This window comes from Methylibium sp. Root1272, from assembly GCF_001425905.1.
Lineage (GTDB): Bacteria > Pseudomonadota > Gammaproteobacteria > Burkholderiales > Burkholderiaceae_C > Methylibium.
On sequence record NZ_LMDY01000013.1, the window covers coordinates 515,230 to 541,057 of the forward strand.

Annotated in this window: 22 protein-coding genes; 14 read left to right on the top strand and 8 right to left on the bottom strand. The window is 70.6% G+C overall.

Annotated features, from left to right (window positions below):
- Positions 1-21: 21 nt before the first annotated feature.
- Both ASC67_RS11490 and ASC67_RS11495 read right to left on the bottom strand, forming a co-directional pair.
- The gene (locus ASC67_RS11490) at positions 22-960 is read right to left on the bottom strand and encodes a CysB family HTH-type transcriptional regulator (RefSeq protein WP_056320079.1); all 939 of its coding nucleotides are present in this window, start codon (positions 958-960) and stop codon (positions 22-24) included.
- A gap of 119 nt (positions 961-1,079) precedes the next feature.
- The gene (locus ASC67_RS11495; protein ID WP_404932871.1) at positions 1,080-3,296 is read right to left on the bottom strand and encodes an ATP-dependent helicase; all 2,217 of its coding nucleotides are present in this window, start codon (positions 3,294-3,296) and stop codon (positions 1,080-1,082) included.
- Between the two features lie 12 nt (positions 3,297-3,308).
- On the opposite strand from ASC67_RS11495, the gene ASC67_RS11500 reads away from it, so the two are divergent.
- The 4 genes from ASC67_RS11500 to ASC67_RS11515 all read left to right on the top strand — a co-directional run bounded on the left by ASC67_RS11500 (position 3,309) and on the right by ASC67_RS11515 (position 7,299).
- Positions 3,309-4,301 carry an AEC family transporter gene (locus ASC67_RS11500; RefSeq protein WP_056320082.1) on the top strand — a complete coding sequence of 331 codons (993 nt, stop codon included), beginning with the start codon at positions 3,309-3,311 and terminating at the stop codon, positions 4,299-4,301.
- Between the two features lie 254 nt (positions 4,302-4,555).
- A complete protein-coding gene (locus ASC67_RS11505) occupies positions 4,556-5,536 on the top strand; it encodes a porin (RefSeq protein ID WP_056320086.1) in 981 nt (326 codons plus the stop codon).
- A 119-nt stretch (positions 5,537-5,655) separates the two neighbouring features.
- Entirely contained in the window at positions 5,656-6,513 is an 858-nt protein-coding gene (locus ASC67_RS11510) for a basic amino acid ABC transporter substrate-binding protein (protein WP_056320089.1), read from the top strand.
- Between the two features lie 33 nt (positions 6,514-6,546).
- The gene (locus ASC67_RS11515) at positions 6,547-7,299 is read left to right on the top strand and encodes an amino acid ABC transporter permease (RefSeq protein ID WP_056320092.1); all 753 of its coding nucleotides are present in this window, start codon (positions 6,547-6,549) and stop codon (positions 7,297-7,299) included.
- 6 nt (positions 7,300-7,305) lie between these two features.
- Here ASC67_RS11515 and priA read toward each other — a convergent pair whose 3' ends face one another.
- Both priA and hemE read right to left on the bottom strand, forming a co-directional pair.
- Entirely contained in the window at positions 7,306-9,453 is a 2,148-nt protein-coding gene (gene priA, locus ASC67_RS11520; RefSeq protein WP_082535966.1) for a primosomal protein N', read from the bottom strand.
- A 346-nt stretch (positions 9,454-9,799) separates the two neighbouring features.
- Entirely contained in the window at positions 9,800-10,918 is a 1,119-nt protein-coding gene (gene hemE / locus ASC67_RS11525) for a uroporphyrinogen decarboxylase (protein ID WP_056320099.1), read from the bottom strand.
- Between the two features lie 36 nt (positions 10,919-10,954).
- On the opposite strand from hemE, the gene creB reads away from it, so the two are divergent.
- The gene (gene creB, locus ASC67_RS11530) at positions 10,955-11,713 is read left to right on the top strand and encodes a two-component system response regulator CreB (RefSeq protein ID WP_056320102.1); all 759 of its coding nucleotides are present in this window, start codon (positions 10,955-10,957) and stop codon (positions 11,711-11,713) included.
- A gap of 76 nt (positions 11,714-11,789) precedes the next feature.
- On the top strand, positions 11,790-13,274 hold the full coding sequence (creC, locus tag ASC67_RS11535; RefSeq protein WP_056320104.1) for a two-component system sensor histidine kinase CreC: 1,485 nt from the start codon (positions 11,790-11,792) through the stop codon (positions 13,272-13,274).
- A 188-nt stretch (positions 13,275-13,462) separates the two neighbouring features.
- Here the strand turns inward: creC and ASC67_RS11540 are convergent, their stop codons facing one another.
- Together ASC67_RS11540 and ASC67_RS11545 are read right to left on the bottom strand one after the other, a co-directional pair.
- A complete protein-coding gene (locus ASC67_RS11540; protein WP_056320111.1) occupies positions 13,463-14,143 on the bottom strand; it encodes a RelA/SpoT domain-containing protein in 681 nt (226 codons plus the stop codon).
- Positions 14,144-14,153: 10 nt separating this feature from the next.
- On the bottom strand, positions 14,154-15,251 hold the full coding sequence (locus ASC67_RS11545) for a ParA family protein (RefSeq protein WP_056320114.1): 1,098 nt from the start codon (positions 15,249-15,251) through the stop codon (positions 14,154-14,156).
- A gap of 378 nt (positions 15,252-15,629) precedes the next feature.
- Between ASC67_RS11545 and ASC67_RS11550 the strand changes: the two genes are divergently transcribed.
- From ASC67_RS11550 to ASC67_RS11565, 4 genes are all read left to right on the top strand, one after another.
- Positions 15,630-17,765, top strand: a complete 2,136-nt coding sequence (locus ASC67_RS11550; protein WP_056320117.1) for a VIT domain-containing protein — start codon at positions 15,630-15,632, stop codon at positions 17,763-17,765.
- A gap of 14 nt (positions 17,766-17,779) precedes the next feature.
- Positions 17,780-18,637 (top strand): exosortase Q, encoded by an 858-nt coding sequence (gene xrtQ / locus ASC67_RS11555; protein ID WP_056320877.1) that lies wholly within the window; start codon positions 17,780-17,782, stop codon positions 18,635-18,637.
- Positions 18,621-19,229 (top strand): hypothetical protein, encoded by a 609-nt coding sequence (locus ASC67_RS11560; protein WP_056320121.1) that lies wholly within the window; start codon positions 18,621-18,623, stop codon positions 19,227-19,229. The genes xrtQ and ASC67_RS11560 overlap by 17 nt, the downstream gene beginning before the upstream one ends.
- 116 nt (positions 19,230-19,345) lie before the next feature.
- Complete coding sequence (locus ASC67_RS11565) at positions 19,346-20,647, top strand: biosynthetic peptidoglycan transglycosylase (RefSeq protein WP_056320124.1); 1,302 nt, start codon at positions 19,346-19,348, stop codon at positions 20,645-20,647.
- 130 nt (positions 20,648-20,777) lie between these two features.
- Here ASC67_RS11565 and ASC67_RS11570 read toward each other — a convergent pair whose 3' ends face one another.
- The gene (locus ASC67_RS11570) at positions 20,778-21,578 is read right to left on the bottom strand and encodes a hypothetical protein (RefSeq protein WP_156466744.1); all 801 of its coding nucleotides are present in this window, start codon (positions 21,576-21,578) and stop codon (positions 20,778-20,780) included.
- A 115-nt stretch (positions 21,579-21,693) separates the two neighbouring features.
- Here ASC67_RS11570 and ASC67_RS11575 point away from each other — a divergent pair, with 115 nt between their 5' ends.
- The 4 genes from ASC67_RS11575 to ASC67_RS11590 are packed head-to-tail and all read left to right on the top strand — an operon-like array spanning position 21,694 to position 24,542.
- Entirely contained in the window at positions 21,694-22,299 is a 606-nt protein-coding gene (locus ASC67_RS11575) for a LemA family protein (protein WP_056320132.1), read from the top strand.
- A 7-nt stretch (positions 22,300-22,306) separates the two neighbouring features.
- A complete protein-coding gene (locus ASC67_RS11580; RefSeq protein WP_056320135.1) occupies positions 22,307-23,224 on the top strand; it encodes a YgcG family protein in 918 nt (305 codons plus the stop codon).
- Complete coding sequence (locus tag ASC67_RS11585) at positions 23,224-23,733, top strand: TPM domain-containing protein (RefSeq protein WP_056320138.1); 510 nt, start codon at positions 23,224-23,226, stop codon at positions 23,731-23,733. The genes ASC67_RS11580 and ASC67_RS11585 overlap by 1 nt, the downstream gene beginning before the upstream one ends.
- 38 nt (positions 23,734-23,771) lie before the next feature.
- On the top strand, positions 23,772-24,542 hold the full coding sequence (locus ASC67_RS11590; protein ID WP_056320141.1) for a DUF4399 domain-containing protein: 771 nt from the start codon (positions 23,772-23,774) through the stop codon (positions 24,540-24,542).
- Between the two features lie 20 nt (positions 24,543-24,562).
- Here the strand turns inward: ASC67_RS11590 and ASC67_RS11595 are convergent, their stop codons facing one another.
- Positions 24,563-25,828 carry a class I SAM-dependent RNA methyltransferase gene (locus tag ASC67_RS11595; protein WP_056320145.1) on the bottom strand — a complete coding sequence of 422 codons (1,266 nt, stop codon included), beginning with the start codon at positions 25,826-25,828 and terminating at the stop codon, positions 24,563-24,565.

The following is a 25,828-nucleotide window of genomic DNA, read 5'->3' on the forward strand; positions in this document are numbered from 1 at the left end:
TCGACCGAGATCGCGCACGGCTCAGAGTTCGTCGACCTTGCCGCCGTCGAGCGCGCGCTGCACCACCTTGCGCGTCAGCGACGGCGCGAAGCTCTCGATGAAATCGTAGACATAGGCGCGCAGGTAGCTGCCACGCTTGAGCGCCAGGCGCGTCATGTTCACGGCGAACAGGTGGCGCGCATCGAGCGCGCGCAGGTGGCGGTCGCGCTCGTCGTCGTAGGCGATCGAGGCGACGATGCCGACGCCGAGGCCCAGTTCCACGTAGGTCTTGATCACGTCGGCGTCCATCGCGGTCAGTGCCAGCGTGGGCGCGAGGCCCTCGCGCTCGAAGGCCTCGTCGATGTGCGAGCGGCCGGTGTAGCCGGCGTCGTAGGTGATCAGCGGGTACGCCGCGAGCCGCTGCAGCGTGAGCGCGGCGCCGTCGAGCAGCGGATGGTCGGGCGGCACCAGCACCGCGTGCGTCCAGCGGTAGCAGGGCAGCGCCACCAGATCGGGGTACTGTGCCAGCGCCTCGGTGGCGATGCCGATGTCGGCCTCGCCGTCGAGCAGCATCTGGGCCACCTGCTTCGGCGAGCCCTGGTGCAGCTGGAGCTGCACGCCCGGATGGCTGCCGCGGAAGTCGCGCACGGCCGGCGGCAGGGCATAGCGCGCCTGCGAGTGGGTGGCGGCGATCGACAGTGGGCCGTGGTCCTGCTGGGCGTAGTCGGCGCCGGCGCGCTTGAGGTTGTCGGCGTCGTGCAGCAGCCGCTCGACGATCGGCAGCACCGCCTCTCCGGGCGCGGTGAGGCCGGTCAGGCGCTTGCCGGCGCGCACGAAGATGTCCACCCCGAGCTCGTCCTCGAGCTCGCGGATCTGCCGGCTCACGCCGGGCTGCGAGGTGTGCAGCGCCTCGGCCACATCGGTGAGGTTGAAGCCGAGCCGCACCGCCTCGCGGACGGAGCGCAGTTGCTGGAAGTTCATCGGGTCAGCCGGGAAAACGAAAGTTTTCGAGTGTCCGGGCTGGCGGCGCAGCGGGGAACGACCGTTTCGTTGTTTGCTTTCGCGCCGTCGGCATAAGGCCGCCGGCGTGCGCGGCTTACTCAGTCCGCGGCCGTGGGCCCGGCCGCCGGCTGGGCGGCCTTCGCCGCGAACGCCGCCCGCAGCGCCTTCAGCTTCTCGCGCGGATCTTCCTTCACGCGGCCTTCCTCCAGCTTCATCTCGGCAATGAAGCGGCTGGGCGCGCCGGCCACGGTCTCGCGGCCGCGCTTGCGACGCTTGAGCCAGCTGACCGCCAGCGTGCTGCGGGCGCGCGTGATACCCACGTACATCAGCCGCCGCTCCTCCTCCAGCCGCTGGGCCAGCGAGGCCGCGGTGAGCGATTCGTCGTCGGTCTTGAACGGCAGCAGGCCCTCGTTGACGCCGGCCAGCACCACGTGCGGCCACTCCAGTCCCTTGGCGGCGTGCAGCGTCGACAGCGTCAGCACGTTCTGGTCGTCGCCGCGCTCGGCCAGGCTGATGATCACCGCGATGGTCTGCGCGACCTCGAGCACGCTGCGGCGCTCGGTCGCGAGGCCGCTGCCGTCGTCGGCCGTCTCGCCGCCGCAGCGCTTGGCGATCCAGTCGACGAAGTCGAGCACGTTCGACCAGCGCGCGGCGGCCAGCTTCTCGCTGTCCTCGCCGTCGTGCAGGTGCTGCTCGTAGCCGATGTCCTTCAGCCAGCCCATCAGCAGCGCGCGCGCGTCCTCCGCGCCACTGGTCTGGCGCGCGCGGTACTCGAGGTCGTTGACGCAGCGGCCGAACTCGTGGAGCGAGCCGACCGCCTTGGTGTTCAACACCGTGCCGAGCGACTCCGCGAACAGCGCCTCGTAGAGCGAGACCTTCCAGCGGCCGGCGAACTCGCCCAGGCTGGCCAGCGTCTGGTGGCCGATGCCGCGCTTGGGCGTGGTGACCGCGCGCAGGAAGGCCGGGTCGTCATCCTGGTTGACCAGCAGGCGCAGCCAGGCGCACAGGTCCTTGATCTCGGCGCGCTCGAAGTAGCTCTGGCCGCCCGACACCTTGTACGGGATCTGCGCCTTGCGCAGCGCCTGCTCGAACACGCGCGCCTGGTGGTTGGCGCGGTAGAGGATGGCGAAGTCCTTCCACTCGATGCCCTGGCCGCCCACCGCGCCGGCCGCCGCACCGCCCTGGCCGCGCAGCGCCTGGATGCGCGCGACCGCGCGCTCGGCCTCGTGTTCCTCGCTGTCGCTCTCGACCACGCGCACCGGCTCGCCGTCGCCGAACTCGCTCCAGAGCTTCTTGTCGAAGATCTTCGGGTTCGCCGCGATCACGTGGTTGGCGGCGCGCAGGATGTTGCCGGTCGAGCGGTAGTTCTGCTCCAGCGGGATCACCTGCAGGTCCGGGTAGTCCTGCGGCAGGCGCTTGAGGTTGTCGATCGTCGCGCCGCGCCAGCCGTAGATGCTCTGGTCGTCGTCGCCGACGGCGGTGAACATCGCCGGCCGATCGCGTCCGCCCTGGCCGTCGCCGACCAGCAGCTTGAGCAGCTCGTACTGCTGCGCGTTGGTGTCCTGGTACTCGTCGACCAGCACGTGGCGCAGCGCGGCCTGCCACTTCGCGCGCACCTCGTCGTGCCGCTGCAGCAGCGCGACCGGCAGGCCGATCAGGTCGTCGAAGTCCACCGCCTGGTAGGCCGCCAGCCGCTCCTGGTAGCGCGTCATCACGCGTGCGGCCTGCACCTCGTCGGGGTTCTTCGCCTCGGCCTCGGCCTGTGCCGGCGTCAGGCCCTGGTTCTTCCAGAGGCTGATGGCCCACTGCCAGCGCCGCGCGGTCTTGGCGTCGGTGGTGCCGCCGGCATCGCGCAGGATGCCCAGCACGTCGTCGCTGTCGAGGATCGAGAACTGCGGCTTCAGCCCCAGCGCCGCGCCGTCCTCGCGCAGCAGCCGCACGCCGAGCGAGTGGAAGGTGCTGATCAACAAACCCTTGGCCGGCCGCGCCCCCACCAGCGCCTTGGCGCGATCGCGCATCTCGGCGGCCGCCTTGTTGGTGAAGGTGATCGCGGCGATCTGCGACGGCGCCAGCCCGGCCTGCAGCAGGCGCGCGATCTTGTGCGTGATCACGCGCGTCTTGCCCGAGCCGGCACCGGCCAGCACCAGGCAGGGACCGGCCAGATGGTGAACCGCCTGCATCTGGGCGGTGTTGAGCGAGGCAGGCGCGGACAAGGGGGACGGAGCGGAGAAGACGGGACGGGAGCGGAGCGGACGGCGGGGCGCGCGATGATAGCCAGCCGATCCCGGCCGAGGCCGCGCCGCGCGCCCTGACATACTGCCGGCCCGATGCAAGCGATCCTGTCGGTCACGGTGCCGTTCTTCGCGCTCGTGCTGTGCGGCTACCTGGCGGCGCGCACGCGCGTGATGCCGGAGGCTGCGATTCCCGGCCTCAACGCCTTCGTGCTGTTCTTCGCCCTGCCGTGCATGCTGTTCCGCTTCGGCGCGAGCACGCCGATCGGCAACCTGCTGAACCCGACGATGCTGGCGATCTACACGGTCGCGGGCCTCGGCATCGTGGCGCTGACGATCGTGCTCACTCTCGGTGCACACGTGCACCTCAAGGATGCGGCCTTCGGCGCGCTCGTCGCCGCTTTCCCGAACAGCGGCTTCATGGGCATGCCCATGATGACCGCGCTGATCGGCGCGGCTGCGGCCGGTCCGGTGATGGTCACGCTGCTGGTCGACATGTTCATCGTCAGCTCGGTCTGCCTCGCGCTGGCGCAGATGCATGGCGCCTCGCACCTGCCGCTCGGCGCGCGCCTGCGCAACGCGCTGCGCGGGCCGCTGGCCAACCCGCAGCCGTGGGCCATCGCGCTCGGGGCGCTGTTCTCTGCCGCGGGACTGGTGCTGCCGGGGCCGCTGGCGCGCATCGTCGAACTGCTGGCCGCCGCCGCGACGCCGGTCGCGCTGTTCACCATCGGCGCCGTGCTGTGGCGGGCCGGCGAGCACGCACGCCTGGACGCGGCCACCAGCGACGGCGCGCGGCGTGCGCCCCTCGTCGCGGTGCTGCCGCTCGCGCTGATCAAGCTGTGCGTGCACCCTGCGCTGCTGTTCGCGATCGGCAGTGCGGCCATCGCGATGGGCGCCGCGCTGACACCTTTCAACCTGATGGTGCTGACGCTGACCGCCGCACTGCCGTCGGCCAGCGGTGTGTCGCTGCTCGCGGAGCGGCACGGTGCCGATACCGGGCGAGTGGCCCGCGTGATCATGGCGTCGACCGTGCTCGCCTTCGTCAGTTTCTCGGCCCTGGCGTGGTGGTTCGGCGTGCAGGGCGGTTGAGTTTTCGCGCGCCCTGAAGCGGTGCGCGGTTCGTCCGGCGTGCGATTAGTCGCGTCGGCGACAGCCTCGGGGGCCGGATGGCGGGTGTTGCGTGAATGCGTCATAAGCGCGGTTCTCGCGCCTGTTGCAGATCGTAAATGGTGGCTCCGGGCAGCGGCTTCACTAAACTTTCACAAGGCACCAACCGGTCCGCGTCTTCGATCAAGACGTTGGTTGTTCCGCCCCGCCAACCCTCCACGAAAGAGAGATTCCTGATGAAGAAACTCGCCCTCGCCGCCGCCCTGTGCGCGGCATTCACCGGCAGCGCGTTCGCACAGAGCAGCGTCACGCTGTACGGCCGCCTGAACACCTCCATTGAGTTCCAGGACAACGACGTGTCCGATGCGACCGTGATGAAGAACAACGCTTCGCGTTGGGGTCTTCGCGGTACGGAAGACCTCGGCGGGGGAGCAAGCGCGTTCTTCCAGCTCGAATCCGGCTTCGGTTCGGACGACGGCACCGGCACCGGTGGCTTTGGCCGTGATGCCTACGTCGGCTTGAAGAGCGCAACGCTTGGTCAGATCAAGCTCGGCAAGATCGCGCTGGGCGCCCTGTACGGCAGCACGATCGATTACATCGGTGTCTTCAATCACGACACTGGCACGACCTCGGAAGACAACATCTACTCGTTGCGTGTCGGCTTCAGCAACGCCGTTGAGTACACCAGCCCGAATTTCGGTCCGGTTTCGTTCGCGGTTACGGTGGCTGCTGGCGAAGGCACGGGCCCGAAGACCTATGAAGGCGTCGTGAACTATGACGTCGACGGTCTCCATATCGGTGCCGGCTACAGCAAGAGCGAAGACCAGTTCGGCAACGACACGATTAAGGGTTTCTCAGCTGGCGCGGCCTACACGATGGGTCCGTTCCTCCTGGGTCTGGCCTATGAAAACTCCGATGACGTTGTCCTCGGCAAGCGCAACCAAGTGACGGGCACCGTTCAGTACACCGTCGGCGCCAGTGAGTTCCACGTGTCGGTCGGCTGGGCGGATGAGTGGGATAACTTGGCCGATTCCGATGCCATCCAATACACGCTGGGCTACAACTACAACCTGTCCAAGCGCACCAAGGTGTACGCGTTCTACTACGCGATCGACAACAACTCGTTCCCGTACGGCGGTTCTGGTACGGCCACCTTGCCGGTGCTGGCAGACAACAAGTTCTCGTCGATCGGTCTCGGCATCCGCCACAACTTCTAAGTCTCTCGGACTCAGTTCGAAAGCGGCCTCCGGGCCGCTTTTTTGCATCAGCAATCCGGTGACAATTGGCCACCGCCGATCTGTCACCATCGATTCCGGAACCCCCACGAGGACCCCGCATGAAGTTCACGACCCGCCAGTTTCTGAAGACCGCCGGCCTGTTCGGTGCCGGCCTGCTGCTCGCCGCCTGCGGCAAGAAGGAAGAGCCCGCGCCCGCCGCTGCCCCCGCTGCCGCGCCCACCCCGGTGGCCTCCGCTCCCGCGCCCGAGCCTGCCAAGGTCTATGTCGTCGGCACCGATGCCGCCTACGCGCCGTTCGAGTTCCAGAACGAGAAGGGCGAGATCGTCGGCTTCAGCATCGACCTGCTGCAGGCCGTCGCGGCCAAGGGCGGCTTCGAGGTGAAGTTCGTCAACACGCCGTGGGAAGGCATCTTCAACGCGCTGCAACAGGGTGACCGCGACCTGCTGATCTCGTCGATCACGATCACCGACGAGCGCAAGCAGACGATGGACTTCTCCACTCCCTACTTCGACGCCTACCAGCTGATCGCGGTGAAGGCCACCTCCAAGGTCGCGAAGTTCGACGACCTGAAGAAGCTCAAGGTCGGCGTGCAGACCGGCACCACGGGCGACGAGGTCGTGACCAAGCTGCAGGGCAAGAACAGCGCCAACGTCAAGCGCTTCGAGTCCACGCCGCTCGCGCTGAAGGAGCTCGAGGCCGGTGGCGTCGATGCCGTCGTGGCCGACAACGGCGTGATCATCAACTACGTCACCAACAACGCGGCCGCCAACTTCAAGACCGTCAGCGACAGCGCCTTCGCCCCCGAGCAGTACGGCATTGCCGTCAAGAAGGGCAACGCCGAGCTGCTGGAGAAGGTGAACAAGGGCATCGCGGCGATCAAGGCCGACGGCAGCTACGACCAGGTCTACGCCAAGACCTTCGGTGCAGCCGCTCCCGCGGCGGCGGCTTCCAAGTAAGCAGCAGCCCCATCAGCACTCCGAGGATCTCCCATGGACTTTCGCTGGGAGATCCTGGCCGGCTACGGACCGCTGTTCCTGGCCGGCGTGCTGATGACGATCAAGCTGACGGTCGTCGCGATCGTCGCCGGTCTCGCGCTCGGGCTGGTGCTGGGCCTGATCAGCAGCACGCGCTATGCGCCCAAGCCGAGGTCGCCGCTGGCGGCCGCGCTGCTGAAGCCGGCGCAGTGGCTGACGATCGCCTACGTCACCTTCTTCCGCGGCACGCCGCTGTTCGTGCAGATCCTGCTGGTGCACTTCGCGCTGATGCCGGCGCTGATCCATCCCGACACCGGCCTGCTGCTCGCCGGCGAGGCCGCGCGTGATTTCCGCCAGAACTACGGTGCCTTCTTTTCCGGCGCGCTGGCGCTGACGCTGAACGCCGGCGCCTACATCTCCGAGATCTTCCGCGCCGGCATCCAGAGCATCCACGGCGGCCAGACGCAGGCGGCCTACAGCCTGGGTCTGACGCACGTGCAGAGCATGCGCCACGTGATCCTGCCGCAGGCGGTGCGGCGCATGGTGCCGCCGCTGGTCAACGAGGCGGTCACGCTGATCAAGGATTCTTCGCTGGTCTCGGCCATCGGCCTGGCCGAACTGGCGCTGGCAGCGCGCACCGTGGCCGGGGCCTACTCGCGCTACTGGGAGCCCTACCTCGCGATCTCGGCCGTCTACCTGCTGCTCACCTGGCTGCTGTCCACGCTGGCCAAGCGGCTCGAATCGCCCGACCACCTGCGCGGGCGCTAGCCAAGCCTAGATCGCCAGCGGGTCCACGTCGACGGCCCAGCGCAACAGCCCCTTCTGCTCCGGCCGCTTGTGCCGCAGCGTGGCGTCCCAGGCCGCGAGGAAGCGCTGCAGCGCCGGCCGCGAGGCCGACTCCACCAGCAATTGCGCCCGCTCCATGTCGGCCACGCGCTGCACGCTCAGCGGCACCGGCGGGTAGAGCGCCACCTGGTGCTGCTCGGCGAGTTCGCGGGCCTCGTCGCTCACCACCCGCAGCCAGGCCTGCGCTACCGCCTGCTCGCGTGCATCGGCGCGCAGCAGCGCCAGATGGGTGTGGGGCGGCAGGCCCGCCGAGCGCCGCTCGGCGAGCTGCGCCTGCGCGAAGGCCGCGTAGTCGTGCGTGCGCAGCGCCGCGTACAGCGCGTGCTGCGGGTGCCAGGTCTGCACCCACATCTCCGCGCGATCGGCCTGCTCCGCCGCGCGGCCGGCGCGGCCGGCGGCCTGCATCAGCAGCGAGAACTGGCGCTCCGGCGCGCGGAAGTCGCTGCTGAACAGCGCCGCGTCGGGGTTCACCGCCGCCACCAATGTCATGCGCCGGAAGTCGTGGCCCTTGGCGATCATCTGCGTGCCCACCAGCACGTCCACCTCGCCGGCATGCACGCGGGCCAGCTCGGCCTCCAGCGCGCCGCTGCGCCGCGTGGTGTCGGCGTCGATGCGGCCGACGCGCGCGCCCGGCAGCGCCAGCGCCAGCTGCTCCTCCAGGCGTTCGGTGCCGCGGCCGGTCGGCTGGATGTCGGCATTGCCGCAATCCGGGCAGGCGCGCGGCACGCGCTCGGTGAGCCCGCAGTGATGGCAGCGCAGCGTGCGGTCGAGCTTGTGGAACACCCGCCAGGCGCTGCAGTGCGCGCAGGCACTCTTCCAGCCGCATTCGGTGCAATGCAGCACCGGCGCGTAGCCGCGGCGGTTCAGCAGCACCAGGCTCTGCTCGCCGCGCGCCAGCCGCTCGCGCAGCGCGCCCAGCAGCGCGGGCGACAGCGCGCTGTCGCGCAGCACCTCCTTCGGTAGCCGGCTCATGTCGACCAGCCGCACCGCGGGCAGCACGCCACCGCCGATGCGTGCGGCCATCGTCAGGCGGGCGTAGCGGCCGGCGCCGCCCTCGGCCACCGGCAGCGCGTTGTGCCAGCTCTCCAGCGAGGGTGTGGCCGAGCCCAGCAGCACCGGCACCCCCTCGATGCGGCCACGCACCACCGCCAGGTCGCGGGCCGAGTAGCGCGCGCCCTCCTGCTGCTTGTAGGACGGGTCGTGCTCCTCGTCGACGATCACCAGTCCCAGCCGCGGCAGCGGCGCGAACACCGCCAGGCGCGTGCCGAGCACCAGGTCGGCCTCGCCCAGCAGCACCATCAGCCAGTGCTTCAGGCGGCGCGCCGGCGTCAGCCCGCTGTGCAGTGACACCACCCGGCGGCCCGGGAAGCGGGCCAGGAAGCGCTCTTCGAGCTGCGGCGTGAGGTTGATCTCCGGCACCAGCACCAGCGCCTGGCGGCCGGCCTCGACCACGCGCTGCGCCTCGCGCAGATAGATCTCGGTCTTGCCGCTGCCGGTGCTGCCGTGCAGGAGCGTCACGCTGGCGTTTGCGGCGGTCCCGGCCAGTGCCTGCAGCACCTGCGCCTGCTCGGCGCTGGGGTCCGGCAGGGCACTGTGTTCGCCGCTGGGTGGCAGCAGCCTGGCGCGCAGCCGTTTGAGCCGGCGGTCCAGCTGCGTGGCGCTGAGCGTGCGCAGCTCGGGCGGCAGCACCGCCAGCGCCACCTCGCCCGGGCTGCGCTGGTAGTACGACGCGGCGAAGTCCACCAGCTCCCGCCACGCGGCCGGCAGCGGCGGCAGCGCGTCGAACACCGCCGCCACCTCGCGCAGCATCACGCCTTCCGGCACCGCCGAGCCCTCCCCGGGCCTCGCGTCCCAGGCCACGCCCAGCACCTCGCGGCGGCCCAGCGGCACACGCAGCAGCGTGCCCGGCAGGAGCGGGCGCTCGCTCAAGTAATCGAGCGCCGCCTTCAACCCGCTGTACTGCGGCGCATCGATCACCACCGGCACGACGACCCGCTCCGAGACCGGGGCGAGGGGCTCAGCGCCCGCCGCCGGTGCCGACGCGGCGACCGCCTGCGATGAGGATGACTTGCCCAAGGAATCTCAAGTTCTTATCAAGGAAAGCGGCCAAGCTATTGATTCGTTTGGGGTTTTCGAGCTATCCACGTGCCCTGTGGAAAACTTTGTGGGAAACCTGCGCAAACGCGAGCTAACTGATTGATAGCACAGGCCGAGGCTTGCGCTGATGCTTTCGAAGGCAGAAAAATGTCTATATAAGAATCAACGACTTAGCGCGTTCCACGGTCGAAAGGCTGTTGCGATGCAGCAGTCTCATCGCGGTGCGGGGCTTGACACGATTCTGGGGATAAGTCAGGCCTCGCGGGCGCCGTTCACGGGTAAACCCGGCTTGCCGGGCGCGCCCAGCGGCGTCTCGACCACCCGGTCAGCCGGCGGCCCCGCGCTGCTGGCGTGAATACGAATGGACCGCATCCACCAGCACGCTCACGCTGTCGGGCGGGGTGTGCTGGCTGATGCCGTGGCCGAGGTTGAACACATGGCCGCTGCCGGCCGACGGCGGGCCGAAACTCTCCAGCGTGCGCGCCACCTCGGCGCGGATCTGCTCGGGGTCGGCGAACAGCACGTTCGGGTCCAGGTTGCCTTGCAGGGCCACGCGGTCGCCCACGCGCGCGCGCGCCGCGCCCAGGTTCATGGTCCAGTCCAGGCCCACCACGTCGCAGCCGCTGTCGGCAATGGCTTCGAGCCACAGCCCGCCGCCCTTGGTGAACACGATCTGCGGCACGCGATAGCCGTCGTGTTTCTTCTTCAACTGGCGCAGCACGCGCTCGGTGTAGGTCAGGCTGAAGCGCTGGAAGGCGCCGTCGGCCAGCACGCCGCCCCAGCTGTCGAAGATCATCACCGCCTGCGCACCGGCCTCGATCTGCGCGTTCAGGTAGGCGGCCACCGCGTCGGCGTTCACCTCGAGGATGCGGTGCATCAGGTCGGGCCGGCGGTAGAGCATGGTCTTCACCAGCCGGTAGTCGTCGCTGCCCGCGCCCTCGACCATGTAGCAGGCCAGCGTCCACGGGCTGCCCGAGAAGCCGATCAGCGGCACCCGGCCCGGCGCGCCGCCCGGCGCCAGCGCTCGCCGGATCGACGCCACCGCGTCGAACACGTAGCGCAGCTTGTCCATGTCGGGCACCTGCAGCTTCGCCACGTCGGCCTCGTCGCGCAGCGGGTGCGCGAAGCGCGGGCCCTCGCCCTGCGCGAAGCTCAGGCCCAGGCCCATGGCGTCGGGCACGGTGAGGATGTCGCTGAACAGGATGGCCGCGTCGAGCGGGTAGCGGTCCAGCGGCTGCAGCGTCACCTCGGTGGCGTACTGCGGGTTGGTGGCCAGGCCCATGAAGCTGCCGGCCTTGGCGCGCGTGTCGCGGTACTCGCTCAGGTAGCGGCCGGCCTGGCGCATCAGCCACACCGGCGTCACGTCGGTGGGCAGGCGCAGGCAGGCGCGCAGGAAGCGGTCGTTCGCCAGCGGCGGCAGGGGGATGGAGGTGGCGGCAGTCATCGGACGATTATCACGGCCCTATCATCGGCGCCGACCATGGCCCGCGCGCAGATCCTGATCGTCGAAGACGAACCCGGCATCGCCGACACGCTGAGCTACGCCCTGCGCACCGAAGGCTTCGAGCCGCTGTGGTGCGCCACCGGCGAGGCGGCGCTGCAGCATCTGCCGCCGCAGGCGCCCGCCCCGGCGCTGGTGATCCTGGACGTGGGCCTGCCCGACCTCAACGGCTTCGAGCTCTTCAAGCGCATCCGCGAGCGCGCGGCCGATCTGCCCGTCGTCTTCCTCACCGCGCGCAGCGACGAGATCGACCGCGTGGTGGGCCTCGAACTCGGCGCCGACGACTACGTGGCCAAGCCCTTCTCGCCGCGCGAGCTGGTGGCGCGCGTGCGCACCGTGCTGCGCCGCACGGCACGCGCCTCTGCTTCGCCGCCGCCCACCACCGTGGCCGGCGCCTTGCCGCCGGCAGCGGCCACCAGCGCCCCCACGCCGATCGACGTGGACGACGGCCGCCGCCGCATCCGCTACTACGGCCGGCCGCTGGAGCTGTCGCGCTACGAGTACGGCCTGCTCAAGACCCTGGCCGAGCGCCCGGGCCACGTCTACACCCGCGACGTGCTCCTGGAAAAGGTGTGGGACGACCCCGGCGACAGCTTCGACCGCACCGTGGACGCCCACGTGAAGACGCTGCGTGCCAAGCTCAAGGCGGTGGCGCCCACGCTGGAGCCCATACGCACGCACCGCGGCAGCGGCTACGCGCTGGCCGAAGACCTACCGGCTTCGCTGCCCGCCGCGTGATGAGCCGGCGCCGGGCCGCCCCCAAGCCGGCGAGCGCCCCCGCGGGGGGCAGGCCCGCAGGGCCGTGGGGGCTCCATTGACCAAGCGCAACCGCATCTTCATCGGCATCCTGCTCGCCTACGCGCTGGGCGTGGCGCTGCTGCTGTGGCGGCTGGTGGGCGACATCGACCCGCGCTACCGCGAATCGGCCGAGGAATCGCTGGTGGAAACGGCGCACCTGATGGCCAGCTGGATCGAGTCGCGCTCCAGCGAGGAGGGCATTGCCATCGACGCGCTGCGCCCGGTGTTCCGCGCGCTCTACGCACGCGAGTTCAAGGCAAACATCTTTGGCTTCGAGAAGACCCGCGTGGAGCTGCGCACCACCGTGGTCGACCGCTCCGGGCTCGTGCTGTTCGACTCCCTGGCCCGGCACGAGGGCGAGGACCACTCGGCCTGGCGTGACGTGCGGCTGGCGCTGGCCGGCGAGTACGGCGCGCGCACCTCGGCCGACGTGGACGGCGACCCCCACACCTCGGTGATGTACGTGGCCGCGCCCATCGTCGTGGGCAATGAGATCGTGGGCGCCGTGTCGGTGGGCAAGCCGGTGCAGAGCTTCGGCCAGTTCGTGGAAAAAGCGCGCCGCCGCACGCTGCTGGTGGGCGCCACCTCGGTGGCCGCGGTGCTGCTGCTGGTGTTGATCGTGTCGGTGTGGCTGGTTCGGCCTTTCGGCCTGGTGAGCGACCTGTGGCGCTACGTGCGCACCCAGCGCAGCCTGAGCCTGCGGCGGCTGGGCCGCCGCACCGTGGGCGCGCTGGGCGCCGCCTTCGACGAGATGCGCGACGCACTGGCCGGCCGCAACTACGTGGCCGACTACGTGCAGACGCTCACCCACGAGCTGAAGAGCCCGCTGTCGGCCATCCGCGGCGCGGCCGAGCTGCTGAACGACGAGCCCGCCATGCCGGAGGCCGACCGCCAGCGCTTCCTGGGCAACATCCAGCGCGAGACGCTGCGCATCCAGGAACTGGTGGACCGCATGATGGAGCTGGCCGCGCTGGAGTCACGCCGCCAGATCGAGCACCCCGAGGCCGTGGCCCTGCGCCCGCTGCTCGAGGAACTGGCCGCCAGCGCGCAGCCGGTGGCCGCGGCGCGGCGCATCGAGGTGGTGGTGGTGCTGCCGGGCGGCGAAGGCGATGAGGGCGGTGCGGGCGAAGAGGCCATCGTGGAAGGCGACGCGCTGCTGCTGCGCCGCGCCATCGGCAACCTGCTCGACAACGCCATCGACTTCTCACCCACCGGCGGCCGCGTGACGCTGCAACTCGCGGTCAACGGCCAACGCGGCGGCAGCGTCGACATCATCGTGCGCGACCAGGGCCCCGGCATCCCCGACTACGCCGACGACAAGGTGTTCGAACGCTTCTACTCGCTGGCGCGGCCGCACTCGCAGAAGAAGAGCACGGGGCTGGGGCTGGCGTTCGTGAAGGAGATTGCGGAGCTGCACCGGGGAAGGGTGAGTCTGCGGAACGCGGGGGATGGGGTGGGGGCGGTGGCGGTGTTGTCGTTGCCGATGGTGGCGCCGGGCTGAACCGGGCTTTCGCTCGTTGGTCTGCTAACGACCGATTGCAGGCAATCGGACAACAAGGAAGCGGTCAATCGCCGAATCATGCTATTCAGCTATTCAGCTATTCAGCTATTCAGCTATTGCGCATAGCGCGTTGTGCCGAGTGAGCCGCGAGCGGCACCGGGCAGCCTGAACACCTTGGCGTTAGGCTACTACCTTGTAGAAACGCTAGCCGCCGTGCGGAAGATCGCGTCAACGAGGCGGCTGCCCGCGCCAACAACCTTCGTCAGCACACGGAGCTGCTCGCGGCATGCGACGTTGTCGGTGGGGTTCGGGTAGTTCAGGGTGTGGTCGACCTCTCCCCATATCTCCTCGAAGAGAGTGCGCACCTGAATCTCGCAGCAGTGCGGCGAGTCCGCACGCGGCCGCACCAGGTAATGAACGCTGGTGTAAAAGCTGTCCTTCACCTGAACCTCTAGTCCCATGTTGGCAAAGAAGCCCTGTGCCTCAGGGTCCCAGGTGTAGGCTCTCGGCGGCTCGTTGAACACCCAATCTCGCTGGTTCTCCACCTTGTCGATGATCGCGGCGTGGATGGCCTGTGATTGCTCTTGGTACAAGTGCAGCACGCGGACGCCGGCGAGGTCGGTGACGCGGGTGAATAAGTTCTCGGCGGTGATGGGATCGCCGCCCGCCTGCTTTCTGACGATCTTGTCCTTCAGGTGACCCGAGTCCTTGAGCCGCGACTTGACTGAATGCACGGTGGACGTGGAGCCGCCCGTCAGCTTCGGGTGGCTCGCGAACCAGCCCTCGACCCCTTTCATGAAAATCGAGAGCTCATGACGGCGCTCCTCGTACGCGGTGAGAGCGAGGTCGACGGTGTGCTGCTCAGGCATGGCCTCGCCCTCACTTCAAGGAGTTCAGGCGGTTCAAGAGGTCTTTCGCGAAGGCGTGATACAGCTCCTGTGTTGCCTGGTAAAGACCACGGTTGCCGCTGACCGTAGAGGTGTCCTCATGTTCCAGTAGAGCGCTGGGTACCTTCCACATCGGGCGGTGGTACTTTTGCGCCATGGCGGGCATGGTGTTGTGCGTGTGCATGATGGCGGTGTCGCCGATTGGATGAGACCACACCGACGGGTCGAGATGGTCACGCACCGCCTCGGGAATGAATTCGGCGATCGCTTGCGGAATCTGCGTTGCGTAGTTGAAGTGAGCCTGGGCCAAGTCCCACTTGGACGCGCCCGAATACCGCTTCGCGTTGTAGATGGTGAAGCCGAGCAGGCGCACGAAGTTTTCGGGAAACAGCGCGCGCTTTTCGTTGGACAGCAGGTGGTAGATGGTGTCGAACTGCTTCTTCCAGACCGCAAGCGCGTTACCGATGTTGCGGATGCCGTACAGGGAGAACATGTCCGGCATGCAGGGGATCAAGAAGCCGTCGGTGGTCGAGATGACAAGTCGGTTCAAGGTGCCCAGGCTGGGCGACGTGTCCATGATCACGAAGTCGTAGCCGAACTGCTTCGCGTAGGCGATAGCCAGCTCCCGTGGCCGGGTTGCCGTTCTGACCGCCAGGGGGTCACCTTGGTAGACCTCGCTCCAGCGGCGAGCGACAGCGTCCTCGTAGAGGTGCATGGTCAGTCGTCCTGGAATCAAGTCCAGGTTGTTCGCCAGCTTGCGAGGTGGCGGGAGGCTAGGCAGGTCATCGATGCCGTCCTCGACAGGTTTAAGCAGGAAGTGGATGGAACGCGTCTGAGCGATCAGATTGTTGAACTCGTTCGCGGTCAACTTTTGCTGGGCCGACTTGAAGTCAGCCACGAACGCGTCCTCTTCCCTCCAGACGTCATGCAGCGCGTCCTGGTCCATGCCGTAGATGGTCAGGTTGCACTGGGGGTCGAGGTCAATCAGGAGCGCGCGGTGGCCTAGCTCCGCGAGGGCATGCGCAAGGTGGAAGGTCAAGGTGGTCTTGCCCACGCCTCCCTTGTTGTTAAACACTGAGATGGTCTTCACGTCGCGCTCCTGCGGTTCAGGGGAGAAGCATAGCTTCAGCGACCGGGATGCCTGTGGCACGCGATCGGGCTTCTTCTTTCCGCTTATGCCCAGCACAGAATTTCAGGCGAGCCGAGCGCATGCACTCCCTCAGAGCATCGTCGATCAATTCCGAACGACCGCTTGTGGGTCCCTGGTCTAGGGTCCGCCTCTGGCCGATTGCAGCCCTTCCCCGCATTGATTGAGTGCAAGTCAGCGTGGCAGTAGCGACTCTTCCGCCTTCACCCCGACTTCACGCCCCCTTCACACACCCACTCCCCGACTTCCTAGTTCTTTCTCACCCCCCGCGGAAGCTCCTCCCCGTGCCCACCTCGCGGCACGTCGCCTCAGGAGCCCGCCATGTTCTTCCCCTCCCTGCGTCCGCGCGCCGTCGTCCCGCTGCGCCCCCTGTCGCGCCCGGGCCGGCTGTGGGCCGTGGTCCTGGCGCTCGCCTGCCTGGCGAGCCTGCTGCTCGTCGCGCTGCCGGCGCAGGCCGACGATGCCGACGCGCGGCGCGCCGAGAGCCCCTACTTCTTCGTCAAGAGCGACGACCCGAGCGTTGACCGCCTGCCGCTGAAGGCCACCGAGGTCGACGCGCGCATCGCCGGGCCGATCGCCGACGTCACGGTGACCCAGCGCTACCGCAACGAGGGCCAGCGGCCCATCGAGGCGCGCTATGTCTTCCCCGGCTCCACGCAGGCCGCGGTGCACGCCATGGCGGTGCGCATCGGCAATCGTGTGATCGTCGCCGACATCCGCGAGAAGCAGCGCGCCCGCATCGAGTTCGAGGCCGCCAAGCGCGAGGGCAAGACCGCCGCGCTGCTGGAGCAGGAGCGGCCCAACGTGTTCTCGATGAACGTGGCCAACATCCTGCCGGGCGACGAGGTGGCGGTGGAGCTGCGCTACACCGAGCTGCTGCCGCCCACCGAGGGGCGCTACCAGTTCGTGTTCCCCACCGTGGTGGGCCCGCGCTATCGCTCCCCCGCCAACAAGGCCGCAACCACTGAAGAACAAGCAAACGGCACGGCAGCGCCATCCGGCAGCTTCCCCGCCGTGCCCTACCTGCCGGCCGGCGAGGCGTCTGAAACCCGCTTCGACCTGCGTGTGGCCTTCGCCTCGCCGCTGCCGGTGAGCGGCCTGCGCTCCAGCTCGCACGAAATCGAGGTCGAAGGCGAGGGCACCCGCGGCGCGCGCGTCGCGCTGGGCGGTGAGGCCGCGGCCAGCCGCCACCACGGCAACCGCGATTTCATCCTCGACTACCGCCTGGCCGGCGAAGGCATCGCCTCGGGCCTCACGCTCTTCCCCGGCGCGCCCGGCGAGGAGAACTTCTTCCTCGCGATGGTGGAGCCGCCCCAGGCCATCGCCACCACGCAGATCAACCCGCGCGACTACGTCTTCGTGGTCGACATCTCGGGCTCCATGCACGGCTACCCGCTCGACACGGCCAAGACGCTGCTGCGCCACCTGATCGGCGGGCTGCGCCCCAGCGACACCTTCAACGTGCTGCTGTTCTCGGGCAGCAACCGCATGCTCAACGAAACCTCGGTGCCGGCCACGCAGGCCAACATCGAGCAGGCGCTGCGCACCATCAAGCAGATGGGCGGCAGCGGCAGCACCGAGATCGTGCCGGCCCTGAAGCGCGTGGCCGTGCTGCCCAAGGCGCCGGATGTCTCGCGCAGCGTGATCGTGGTGACCGACGGCTACGTCACGGTGGAGAGCGAGGTGTTCCAGCTCATCCGCAAGAACCTCGGCCAGACCAACGTGTTCGCCTTCGGCATCGGCAGCTCGGTCAACCGCCATCTCATCGAAGGCATCGCGCGTGCCGGCCAGGGCGAGCCCTTCATCGTCACCCGGCCGGAGCAGGCCGCCGCGCAGGCCGAGCGCCTGCGCCGCATGATCGACGCGCCGGTGCTCACGCAGGTGAAGGCGCGCTTCGAAGGCCTGGACACCTACGACGTGGAACCCGAGCGCCTGCCCGACGTGCTGGGCGGCCGCCCGGTGCTGGTGTTCGGCAAGTGGCGCGGCGAGCCGCGCGGCCAGCTCGTCGTCGAAGGCCAGGCAGCCCATGGCGCGTGGCAGGCGATGCTGCCGGTCGGCACGCCCGATGCGCAGTCGGTCGCGCTGCGCCACCTGTGGGCGCGCCACCGCATCCAGTCGCTGTCGGACCAGGAGGCGCTGCAGGGCGGCGACACGCAGCGCGAGGCCATCACGGCGCTGGGCCTGCGCTACAGCCTGCTCACGCAGTACACCAGCTTCATCGCGGTCGACCGTGTGGTGCGCAACCCGGCCGGCGGCAGCACGCCGGTGGACCAGCCCTCGCCCATGCCGCAGGGCGTGAGCAACCTCGCCATTGGCGCCGAGGTGCCCAGCACGCCGGAGCCTTCGGCGTGGATCGCGCTGGGCGTGGTGCTGGTGCTGCTGGGCGCGGCGGCCTGGCACCGCGGCGGCTCGAGCGCCAAGCGCCTGTGGCGCAAGCCGCGGCGCCTGGTGCGGTGAGCGGGAGCCGCAGCATGCAAGCCCAAGCTCCCTATCGCCTGCGTCTCACCGGCGCGCCCGGCCTGGCTGCGCTGCCCGCCGGCGCCTGGCTGGCGCTGCAGGCCGCCGCGCTGTGGCCGCACGGCCGCTGGGCGGCGGGCCGGCTGCTCGACGGCTCGGACGATCCGCTCGGCCTGGCCGCGCTGGCGATGCTGGGCGTCGTGCTCGTGCGCCTGGCGCCGCGGTTGCGCGCGTCGCCGCGGCCGGGCTGGTTCGCCGCGAGCGCAGGGGTCACCGCGGCGGCGACGCTCGCACTGTGGGCGCTGCCGCCGCTGGCGGCGGCGGTGCTGGCCGTCGCGGCGCTGAGCCTGGCCTTCGCCGCCTGGCGCCCGGATGGTGCGCCGTGGCTGCCGTTCGCCGGCCTGGCGCTGCTGGCGTTGCCGCTGGTGGCGTCGCTGCAGTTCTATGCCGGCTACCCGCTGCGGCTGCTGACGGCGCAGCTCAGCACCTGGGCGCTGCAGCTCGCCGGCCTGGACGCGGCGCGCAGCGGTGCGGCGATGACGGTGCAGGGCCAGCTGGTGATCGTCGACGCGCCGTGCTCCGGCGTGCAACTGGTCTGGCTGGGCTACTTCTGCGCCTGCGCGGCGGCCGCGTGGGTCGGGCTGCGCGACGCGGTGCTGCTGCGCCGGCTGCCGGTGGTCGGCCTGCTGGTGCTGTGCGGCAACGTGCTGCGCAACACGCTGCTGGTCGCGCTGGAGGCGCGGCCCCAGGGGCTGGGCGAAGCGGCGCACCAGGCCATCGGCCTGGGGGTCACGGCCGCGGTGTGCGCGGCGGTGCTGGTGTGGACCACGCGTGATCAGGAGAAGGAGTTGCGCCATGCAGACCGTCGTTGAGTGCCGGCCCGACGAGCCGCTGGCGCGCTGGGGCGCGGCGTTGCGGCGCCGAGCCGCGCCGCTCGGCGGCCTGGTGCGGCTGGGTGCCGCGGCGCTGCTCGCGGCCTGCGCGCTGGCGCCGCTGGCGCGCGACGCGAGTCCGGCCGAGGGGGCGTTGCGCGCGGTCGAATGGCCGCGGCAGTTCGACGGCCGCACGCTGCGCCCGCTGGCGCTGAGCCCGGTGGAGCAGCGCTTCGCCAATGCGTTCCCCGGCGCGATCGGCCGCTTCAGCGACGGCGAGCGCCTGCTGGTGCTGCGCGACGTGCAGCGCCCCACGCGCATGCTGCACCCGGCGGCCGACTGCTACCGCGGCCTCGGCTACAGCATCGCCGCCGCGCGCCTGGAGCGCGACGCGCAGCAGCGGCTGTGGCGCTGCTTCGAGGCCGAGCGCGGTGCGCAGCGGCTGCGCGTGTGCGAGCGCATCGCCGACGCGGAAGGCCAGGCCTACACCGACACCTCGGCGTGGTTCTGGGCCGCAGCGCTGGGCCGCTCGACCGGGCCCTGGCAGGCGGTGACGACGGTGGCGGTGGTGGATGGTGGAGAGATGCGATGAAGAACTTCGGCTCGCATGTCGGCCCTCACCCCAACCCTCTTCCGCGAGCGGGAGAGGGAGTGAATTCCGGCTCCCTCTCCCCCGCCCGCGGGGGAGAGGGCTGGGGTGAGGGGGTCGTGCGCCGCTGCACCCTCATCACCCTCACCCTCCTCGCCACCCTCCTCACGCTGACGGCGGCACTCTTCGCCGTGGCCTGCCACGCGCTCGCGCCGCAGCCCGGCGAGTGGTCGCACACGCTGCGCATCGGCCCGCGCGGCTGGCAGTTCGAGCGCCCGGTCAGCGTGCCGGCGCTGCTGCGCGTGGCGACGCACCCGCTCGGGCTGGCGCTGCTCGATGGCCGCAGCACCGAGACGCCGCTCGGCCGCTGGACCTGGCAGCGCGTGGCGCCCGACCGCCTGGCCGGCCGCTGTGCGCCGTGCCGTCTGCCCTTCGACGCGCTCGGGCCGCAGCCGCTGGTGCTGCCGCAGGCCGAGCTGCAACTGCAGCGCGTGGCGCAGGAGCGCTACCGCGGCACGCTGACGCTCGGCGAGGGCGAGCAGGCGGTGGTGCTGAAGGGCCGCGCGCAGCTCACGAGCACCGGGCTGGTGATCGACGCCGAGCTGGCCGACACCGCGCTGGCCGATGTGTACGCGGCCTTCGGGCCCGCGGCGATTCCCGAACTGCGGCGCGCGCACATCGACGGCCGCGTGGCCGCGAAGCTGAACCTGCGCCTGCCCGAGCGGCGCCTGGTGGTGCAGCCGCGCATCGACGGCTTCGAGGTGAGCGGCCTGGGCACCGAGGCCCTGCTCGACGCCGAGCCGGCGATGGCCTGCACGGCCCACCCATGGCGCCAGACGGCCGGCGATGCCAGCACGCGCGTGATCGGCTGGCTGCCGCGCGCGGTGGTGGCGGCCGAGGACCAGCGCTTCGCCGAGCACGCCGGCTACGACCTGCCGCAACTGCTGGCCGCGTGGTCCGCCAACCAGAAGCAGCCGCCGTCGGCATTGGGCGGCGCGCGGCCGCAGGGCGCCAGCACGCTGACGCAGCAGCTTGCCAAGCTGGTCTACACCGGCGACGAGCGTTCGGCGGTGCGCAAGCTGCGCGAGCTGCTCTACGCGGTGGAGATGGAGCGCACGCTCGGCAAGGGCCGCATCCTGCAGCTCTACCTGGCGATCGCGCCCTGGGGCGAGGGCGTGTGCGGTGCCGAGGCGGCCGCGCGCCACTACCTGCGCAAGAGCAGCGCGCGGCTCACGCCGCTGGAGGCTGCGTGGTTGGCGAGCCTGCTGCGCGCCGCGCCGGCGCCAGGCGCATTGACGGCCATCGACACCGAGCGTGTGGGCTGGGTGCTGACCAGCCTGCGCGGGCCGCTGCCGGCAGAGCGGAGGGCGGAGCAGATGGAGGTGCTGCGCAGCGGCTGGCAGCCGCCGGCGAGGCGTTGAACGACTCCCTCTCCCCGCGGGCGGGGAGAGGGCCGGGGGGAGGGGCCGTCGTGCGCCTCGATCCCACCCTCACCCCAGCCCTCTCCCGCGGTGCGAGAGAGGGAGCAGCGTGCGGAGGACGTTGCGGCGCTTACCCCGGCGCTGGCTCGCCGGGTGGGAGAGGGAGTGTCGCGTCGCCGTGCAGCCAGACTCGCACCACCGGTTCCGGTCCCTCCTTCTGCGCCGCCGCCCACAGCAGCGGGGCCGCGGCGACGCGTGTGCCCGGCGCGGCATCGCGCCATTGCCGCAGCACCTCGAACACGAAGGCCGCCACCGCGCCGGCGCGCAGCGGCCGCTCCTGCTGCGGGATCATGTAGCGCAGCTGCGAGAGCATCCAGCGCGCCAGCCGCTGCGGCCAGGTGGTCAGGGTGACGGCCACGGCGTCCTGCGTCGGCCGCACGAACAGCAGCCGCTCGAAGCCGAGCGCGGCGACCGCCTGCTCGTCGAGGTTGGCCAGGCCGTGCTGCAGGGCCTGCGGCAGCAGCGCCGGGGCGATGGGACACACGACCACGAGTGTGTGCACGCCGCTGGCGCGCAGGCGCGTCGCCAGCGCCGGCAGCGCCTGCGGCTCGGGCAGGTGGTAGGCCTCGTCGCGGCCGTAGTGGTCGCGGCCGCGGTCGAACACCACCACGGCGATGTCGTTCGCCGGCAGGTCCGCGCCGTCACCGAAGGGCACCGCGCGCAGCCGGCGCACGCCCGCCTGCAGCGGGGCGCGTGTCAGCACGCCCACGCTGGCATAGCGGCCGTGGGCGAGCGCCTCCTTCAGCACCTCGCGCCCGAGTGGGCCCCCGGCGCCGGCCACCAGCAGGCGGGGCGGCGGGGCGTTCGGCGCCCGCGGGCGGGCGGCGGCCTGCAAGGCGGTGGTCGGATCGAGTGCGAAAGATGAGGCCACAGTGGTTAGGATGCTAAGCGCCGCTTGAACCCGGCGCAGCCGTCGGCATCTGCGCAACACCGGTGCCGAAGACTGCCGCGCGCCGCCCCGAGTTCGCCCAGAAAGGACCCACCCCATGCTCCGACGCCTTCTCACCGCCCTGACGCTGCTCGCCACGCTGGCGCTCGGCGGCTGCGGCTACAACGACTTCCAGCGCCTCGACGAGGCCACCAAGAGCGCCTGGGCCGAGGTGCTGAACCAGTACCAGCGCCGTGCCGACCTGATCCCCAACGTGGTGGCCACCGTCAAGGGCGAGGCCAACTTCGAGCAGGAGACGTTGACCAAGGTGGTCGAGGCGCGCGCCAAGGCCACCAGCATCCAGGCCACGCCGGAGCTGATCAACAACCCCGAGGCCTTCCAGAAGTTCCAGGCCGCGCAGGGCGAGCTGAGCGGCGCGCTGTCGCGGCTGCTGGTGGTGACCGAGAACTACCCGAACCTGAAGGCCAACCAGGGCTTCCAGGACCTGCGCGTGCAGCTCGAGGGCACCGAGAACCGCATCACCGTGGCGCGCAACCGCTACATCAAGGCGGTGCAGGACTACAACGTGCTCGCGCGCAGCTTCCCGAGCAACCTGACCGCGATGGTGTTCGGCTACGCGGCCAAGCCCAACTTCACGGTGCAGAACGAGGCGCAGATCTCGGCGCCGCCGGCGGTGAGTTTCGAGAAGCCGGCCTCGAAGTGAGACCTTGATGCGACACGGCTGGCGGCGCTGGCTCGCAAGCCTGGCGCTGGCGTTGCTGGGGGTGGGTCCGTGGAGCGCGAGCAGCGCCCAGGACCTGCGGCCGGTGCCGGTGCTCAGCGCCAGCGTGATCGACCAGACCGGCACGCTGACGCGCGCGCAGGTCAGCGCGCTGGAGGCCAAGCTCGCGGCCTTCGAGCGCGAGGCCGGCTCGCAGCTGGTGGTGCTGGTCGTCGCGACCACCCAGCCCGAGGACATCGCCGCCTACGCGCAGCGCGTCGGCGAGAGCTGGAAGATCGGCCGGCGCGAGGTCGGCGACGGCCTGATCGTGCTGGTGGCCAAGGACGACCGCAAGGTCCGCATCGAGGTGGCCAAGGCGCTCGAGGGCGCGGTGCCCGACCTGGCGGCCAAACAGATCATCGACCGTGCGCTGACGCCGGCCTTCCGGGCCGGCGATTTCGCGGGCGGTCTGAACGCGGCGGTCGACCAGCTCGCGGCGCGCATCCGCGGCGAGGCGCTGCCGGCGCCCGGCTCCGGGCCCAGGGCGGCCGAGTCCGGCGCGCAATGGCAGGACTTCGCGATGTTCTTCCTGCTCGCGGTGCCGATCGCCGGCGCCGTGCTGACCGGTGTGCTGGGCCGCAAGCTCGGCACGCTGGCCACCAGCGCCGGGGCCGGCGGCCTGGCCTGGGCGGTGTCGGCCAGCCTGCTGATCGGCGGCGCGGCCGCGTTGGTGGCGCTGGTGCTGGTGGGGGTGCTGGGGCTCGGTGCGGCGCGGCGGCGCGGCCTCGACACCGGCGGCCATGGCGTGCCACCCATCATCTGGGGCGGCGGGGGCAGTGGCGGCGGTTGGGGCGGTGGCGGCGGCGGTGGTTTCTCGTCCGGCGGCGGCGGTGATTTCGGCGGCGGCGGCGCGTCGGGGGACTGGTGATGATGAACCGGCTGACCCGTCTGCTGCGCCACTGCTGGCTCGACGAGGACGACGCGCGCCGCGCGCTCGGTCCGGTGGCGCTGGAGCGCATCGAGCAGCGCGTGCGCGCCAGCGAGGCGGCGCACAGCGGCGAGATCCGCGTCTGCGTGGAGGCGGGGCTGCCGCTGGGCTACCTGTGGCGCGACGTCGACGCCCACGATCGTGCGCTGTCGCTGTTCGGCAAGCTGCGCGTGTGGGACACCGAGCACAACAACGGCGTGCTGATCTACCTGCTGCTGGCCGATCACCGCATCGAGATCGTGGCCGACCGCGGCCTCACGCGGCACGTCGATGCCGCGGGGTGGCAGGCCATCGTCGACGGCATGGGCGCGGCCTTCCGCGAGCAGCGCTTCGAGGACGGGCTGCACGCCGCGATCGACGCCGTGGATGCCGTGCTGCGCGAGCACTTCCCGGTGGCGCCGGGGGGTGGCAATCCGAACGAATTGCCGGACACTCCGGTCCTGCGTTGACCGACGCCCGCACGACCTCCGACCGAAAGACCCCCACGATGCGTTCCTACTTCGCCTGGATCGCGGCCGCCCTGCTGGCCGCGCCGGCCGTCGCGGCCGACCACCCCTGGCTCAGCTCGCCGCTGCGCACCCAGCAGCCCGAGACCTACTTCACCAACCTGCGCGACGGCGACAGCATCGAGACGCCCTTCGTGCTGAAGTTCGGCCTGTCGCGCTACGGGCTGGCGCCGATCGTGAAGCCGGTCGACGGCGCCGGGCACCACCACCTGCTGGTCAACCGCGACCTGCCGCTCGACTTCACCAAGCCGCTGCCCTTCAACGACCAGTACATCCACTTCGGCAAGGGCCAGATGGAGACGGTGCTCACCTTCGTGCCCGGCACCTACACGCTGCGGCTGCTGCTGGCGGACCACAAGCACATCCCCTACTTCGTCTACAGCAAGCCGATGAAGATCACGGTGACGAAGAAGAACGAGGACGTCGACCCGAAGACGCTGATCCAGCCGGGCGTCGCGATCCTCGAGCCGCGCAGCGGCGAGCCGCAGCGCCCGCCGTTCCGGGTGCGGCTGCATGCGTCGGGCCTGAACGTGGGCCACGTCGACATCCAGGACAAGGGCGTGGGCCACTTCCGCCTGATCGCCGAGCGGGCCGGCGCGCCGACCGAGCGCATCGACCTCGTCAAGGGGCTGACCGAGGTCTGGCTCGCGCCGCCGCCGGGCAACTACAAGCTCAAGGTCGAGCTGGTGCAGAACGCCGACCAGCAGGTGATGGCCACGTCGGCGCCGATCGACCTCGAAGTGCCGCGCTGAGGCCGGCGCTCCGGCGCGCCTCAGCCCGGCTCGCGCATCGAGCCGGCCACGAGGTCGAAGCGGAACAGCCGGCATTCGATCGGGCCGTTCCACATCGGCACGCGCCGGCTCTCCTTCAGGCGCATCGACTGCGGCAGTTTCATGTCGGGGCTGAGCACCCACGCGGTCCAGCCCGGGTAGGCGCGCTTCCAGTGGCTGGCGAGGCGGGCGAAGAACTCGTTGGCCGAGGCGCCGTCCTCGAAGCCCTCGCGCGCGACGGTCGGCGGCGCGCGCCGCCCGGTGCCGTCGCCGCGCGAGCCCTTGGGGTCGATGCGCTCGCCATAGGGCGGGTTGAGCATCAGCGTGCCGGCGGCGGCCGGGGCGCTGCGTTGCAGCGCGTCGACCGTCTTCAACTCGATCGCGGCCGCGACGCCGGCGCGCTGGGCGTTGCGCGCTGCGAAGTCGGTCATGCGGAAGGCCACGTCGCCGGCGAAGATCGGTACCGCGCTGGCATGCACGGCGGCGCGCGCGGCCTCGCGCAGCTCGCGCCACAGGCGCTGGCTGCCGGCATCGCGAAACGGTCCGAGTCGCTCGAACGCGAAGCGCCGCAGCGAGCCGGGCGCGATGCCGCAGGCGATCTGCGCCGCCTCGATCGCGATCGTGCCGGAACCGCACACCGGGTCGAGCAGCGGTCCGTCGGCCTCGCGGCCCTGCCAGCCGGCCGCGGCCAGCATCGCGGCGGCCAGCGTCTCCTTCAGCGGCGCCTCGCCCTGGTCTTCACGCCAGCCGCGCTTGAACAGCGCCTCGCCCGAGGTGTCGACATACAGCGTGGCGTGTTCGGGCGCCAGGTGCAGCAGCAGGGGCAGGTCGGGGCGGCGGGTGTCGACGCTGGGGCGCGCGCCGAGCGCGTCGCGCATCGCATCGCACACGCCGTCCTTGATGCGCAGCGCGGCGAAGTTCAGGCTCTTGAGCGGCGCGCGCTGGGCCGTCACGTCGACCTTCAGGGTCTGCGTCGGGGTGATCCAGTCGGGCCAGCGCGGGCTGCGGGCCAGCGCGTACAGGTCGTCCTCGCTGCGGTAGGGCGCGTCGGCCACCTGCCACAGCACGCGCTGGGCGAGCCGGCTGCCGAGGTTGAGCGCCATCGCCTCGCGCGGGCCGCCGCGCACCATCACGCCGCCGCGCTGCGTCTGCGCCGCGGCACCGGGCAGCAGCCGGGCCACCTCGTCGGCCAGCAGCGCTTCGACGCCGGCGGCGCAGGGCAGGAACAGGGAGGACGGCGGGGCGTCGGGCGGAAGGGCGGCGTTCAT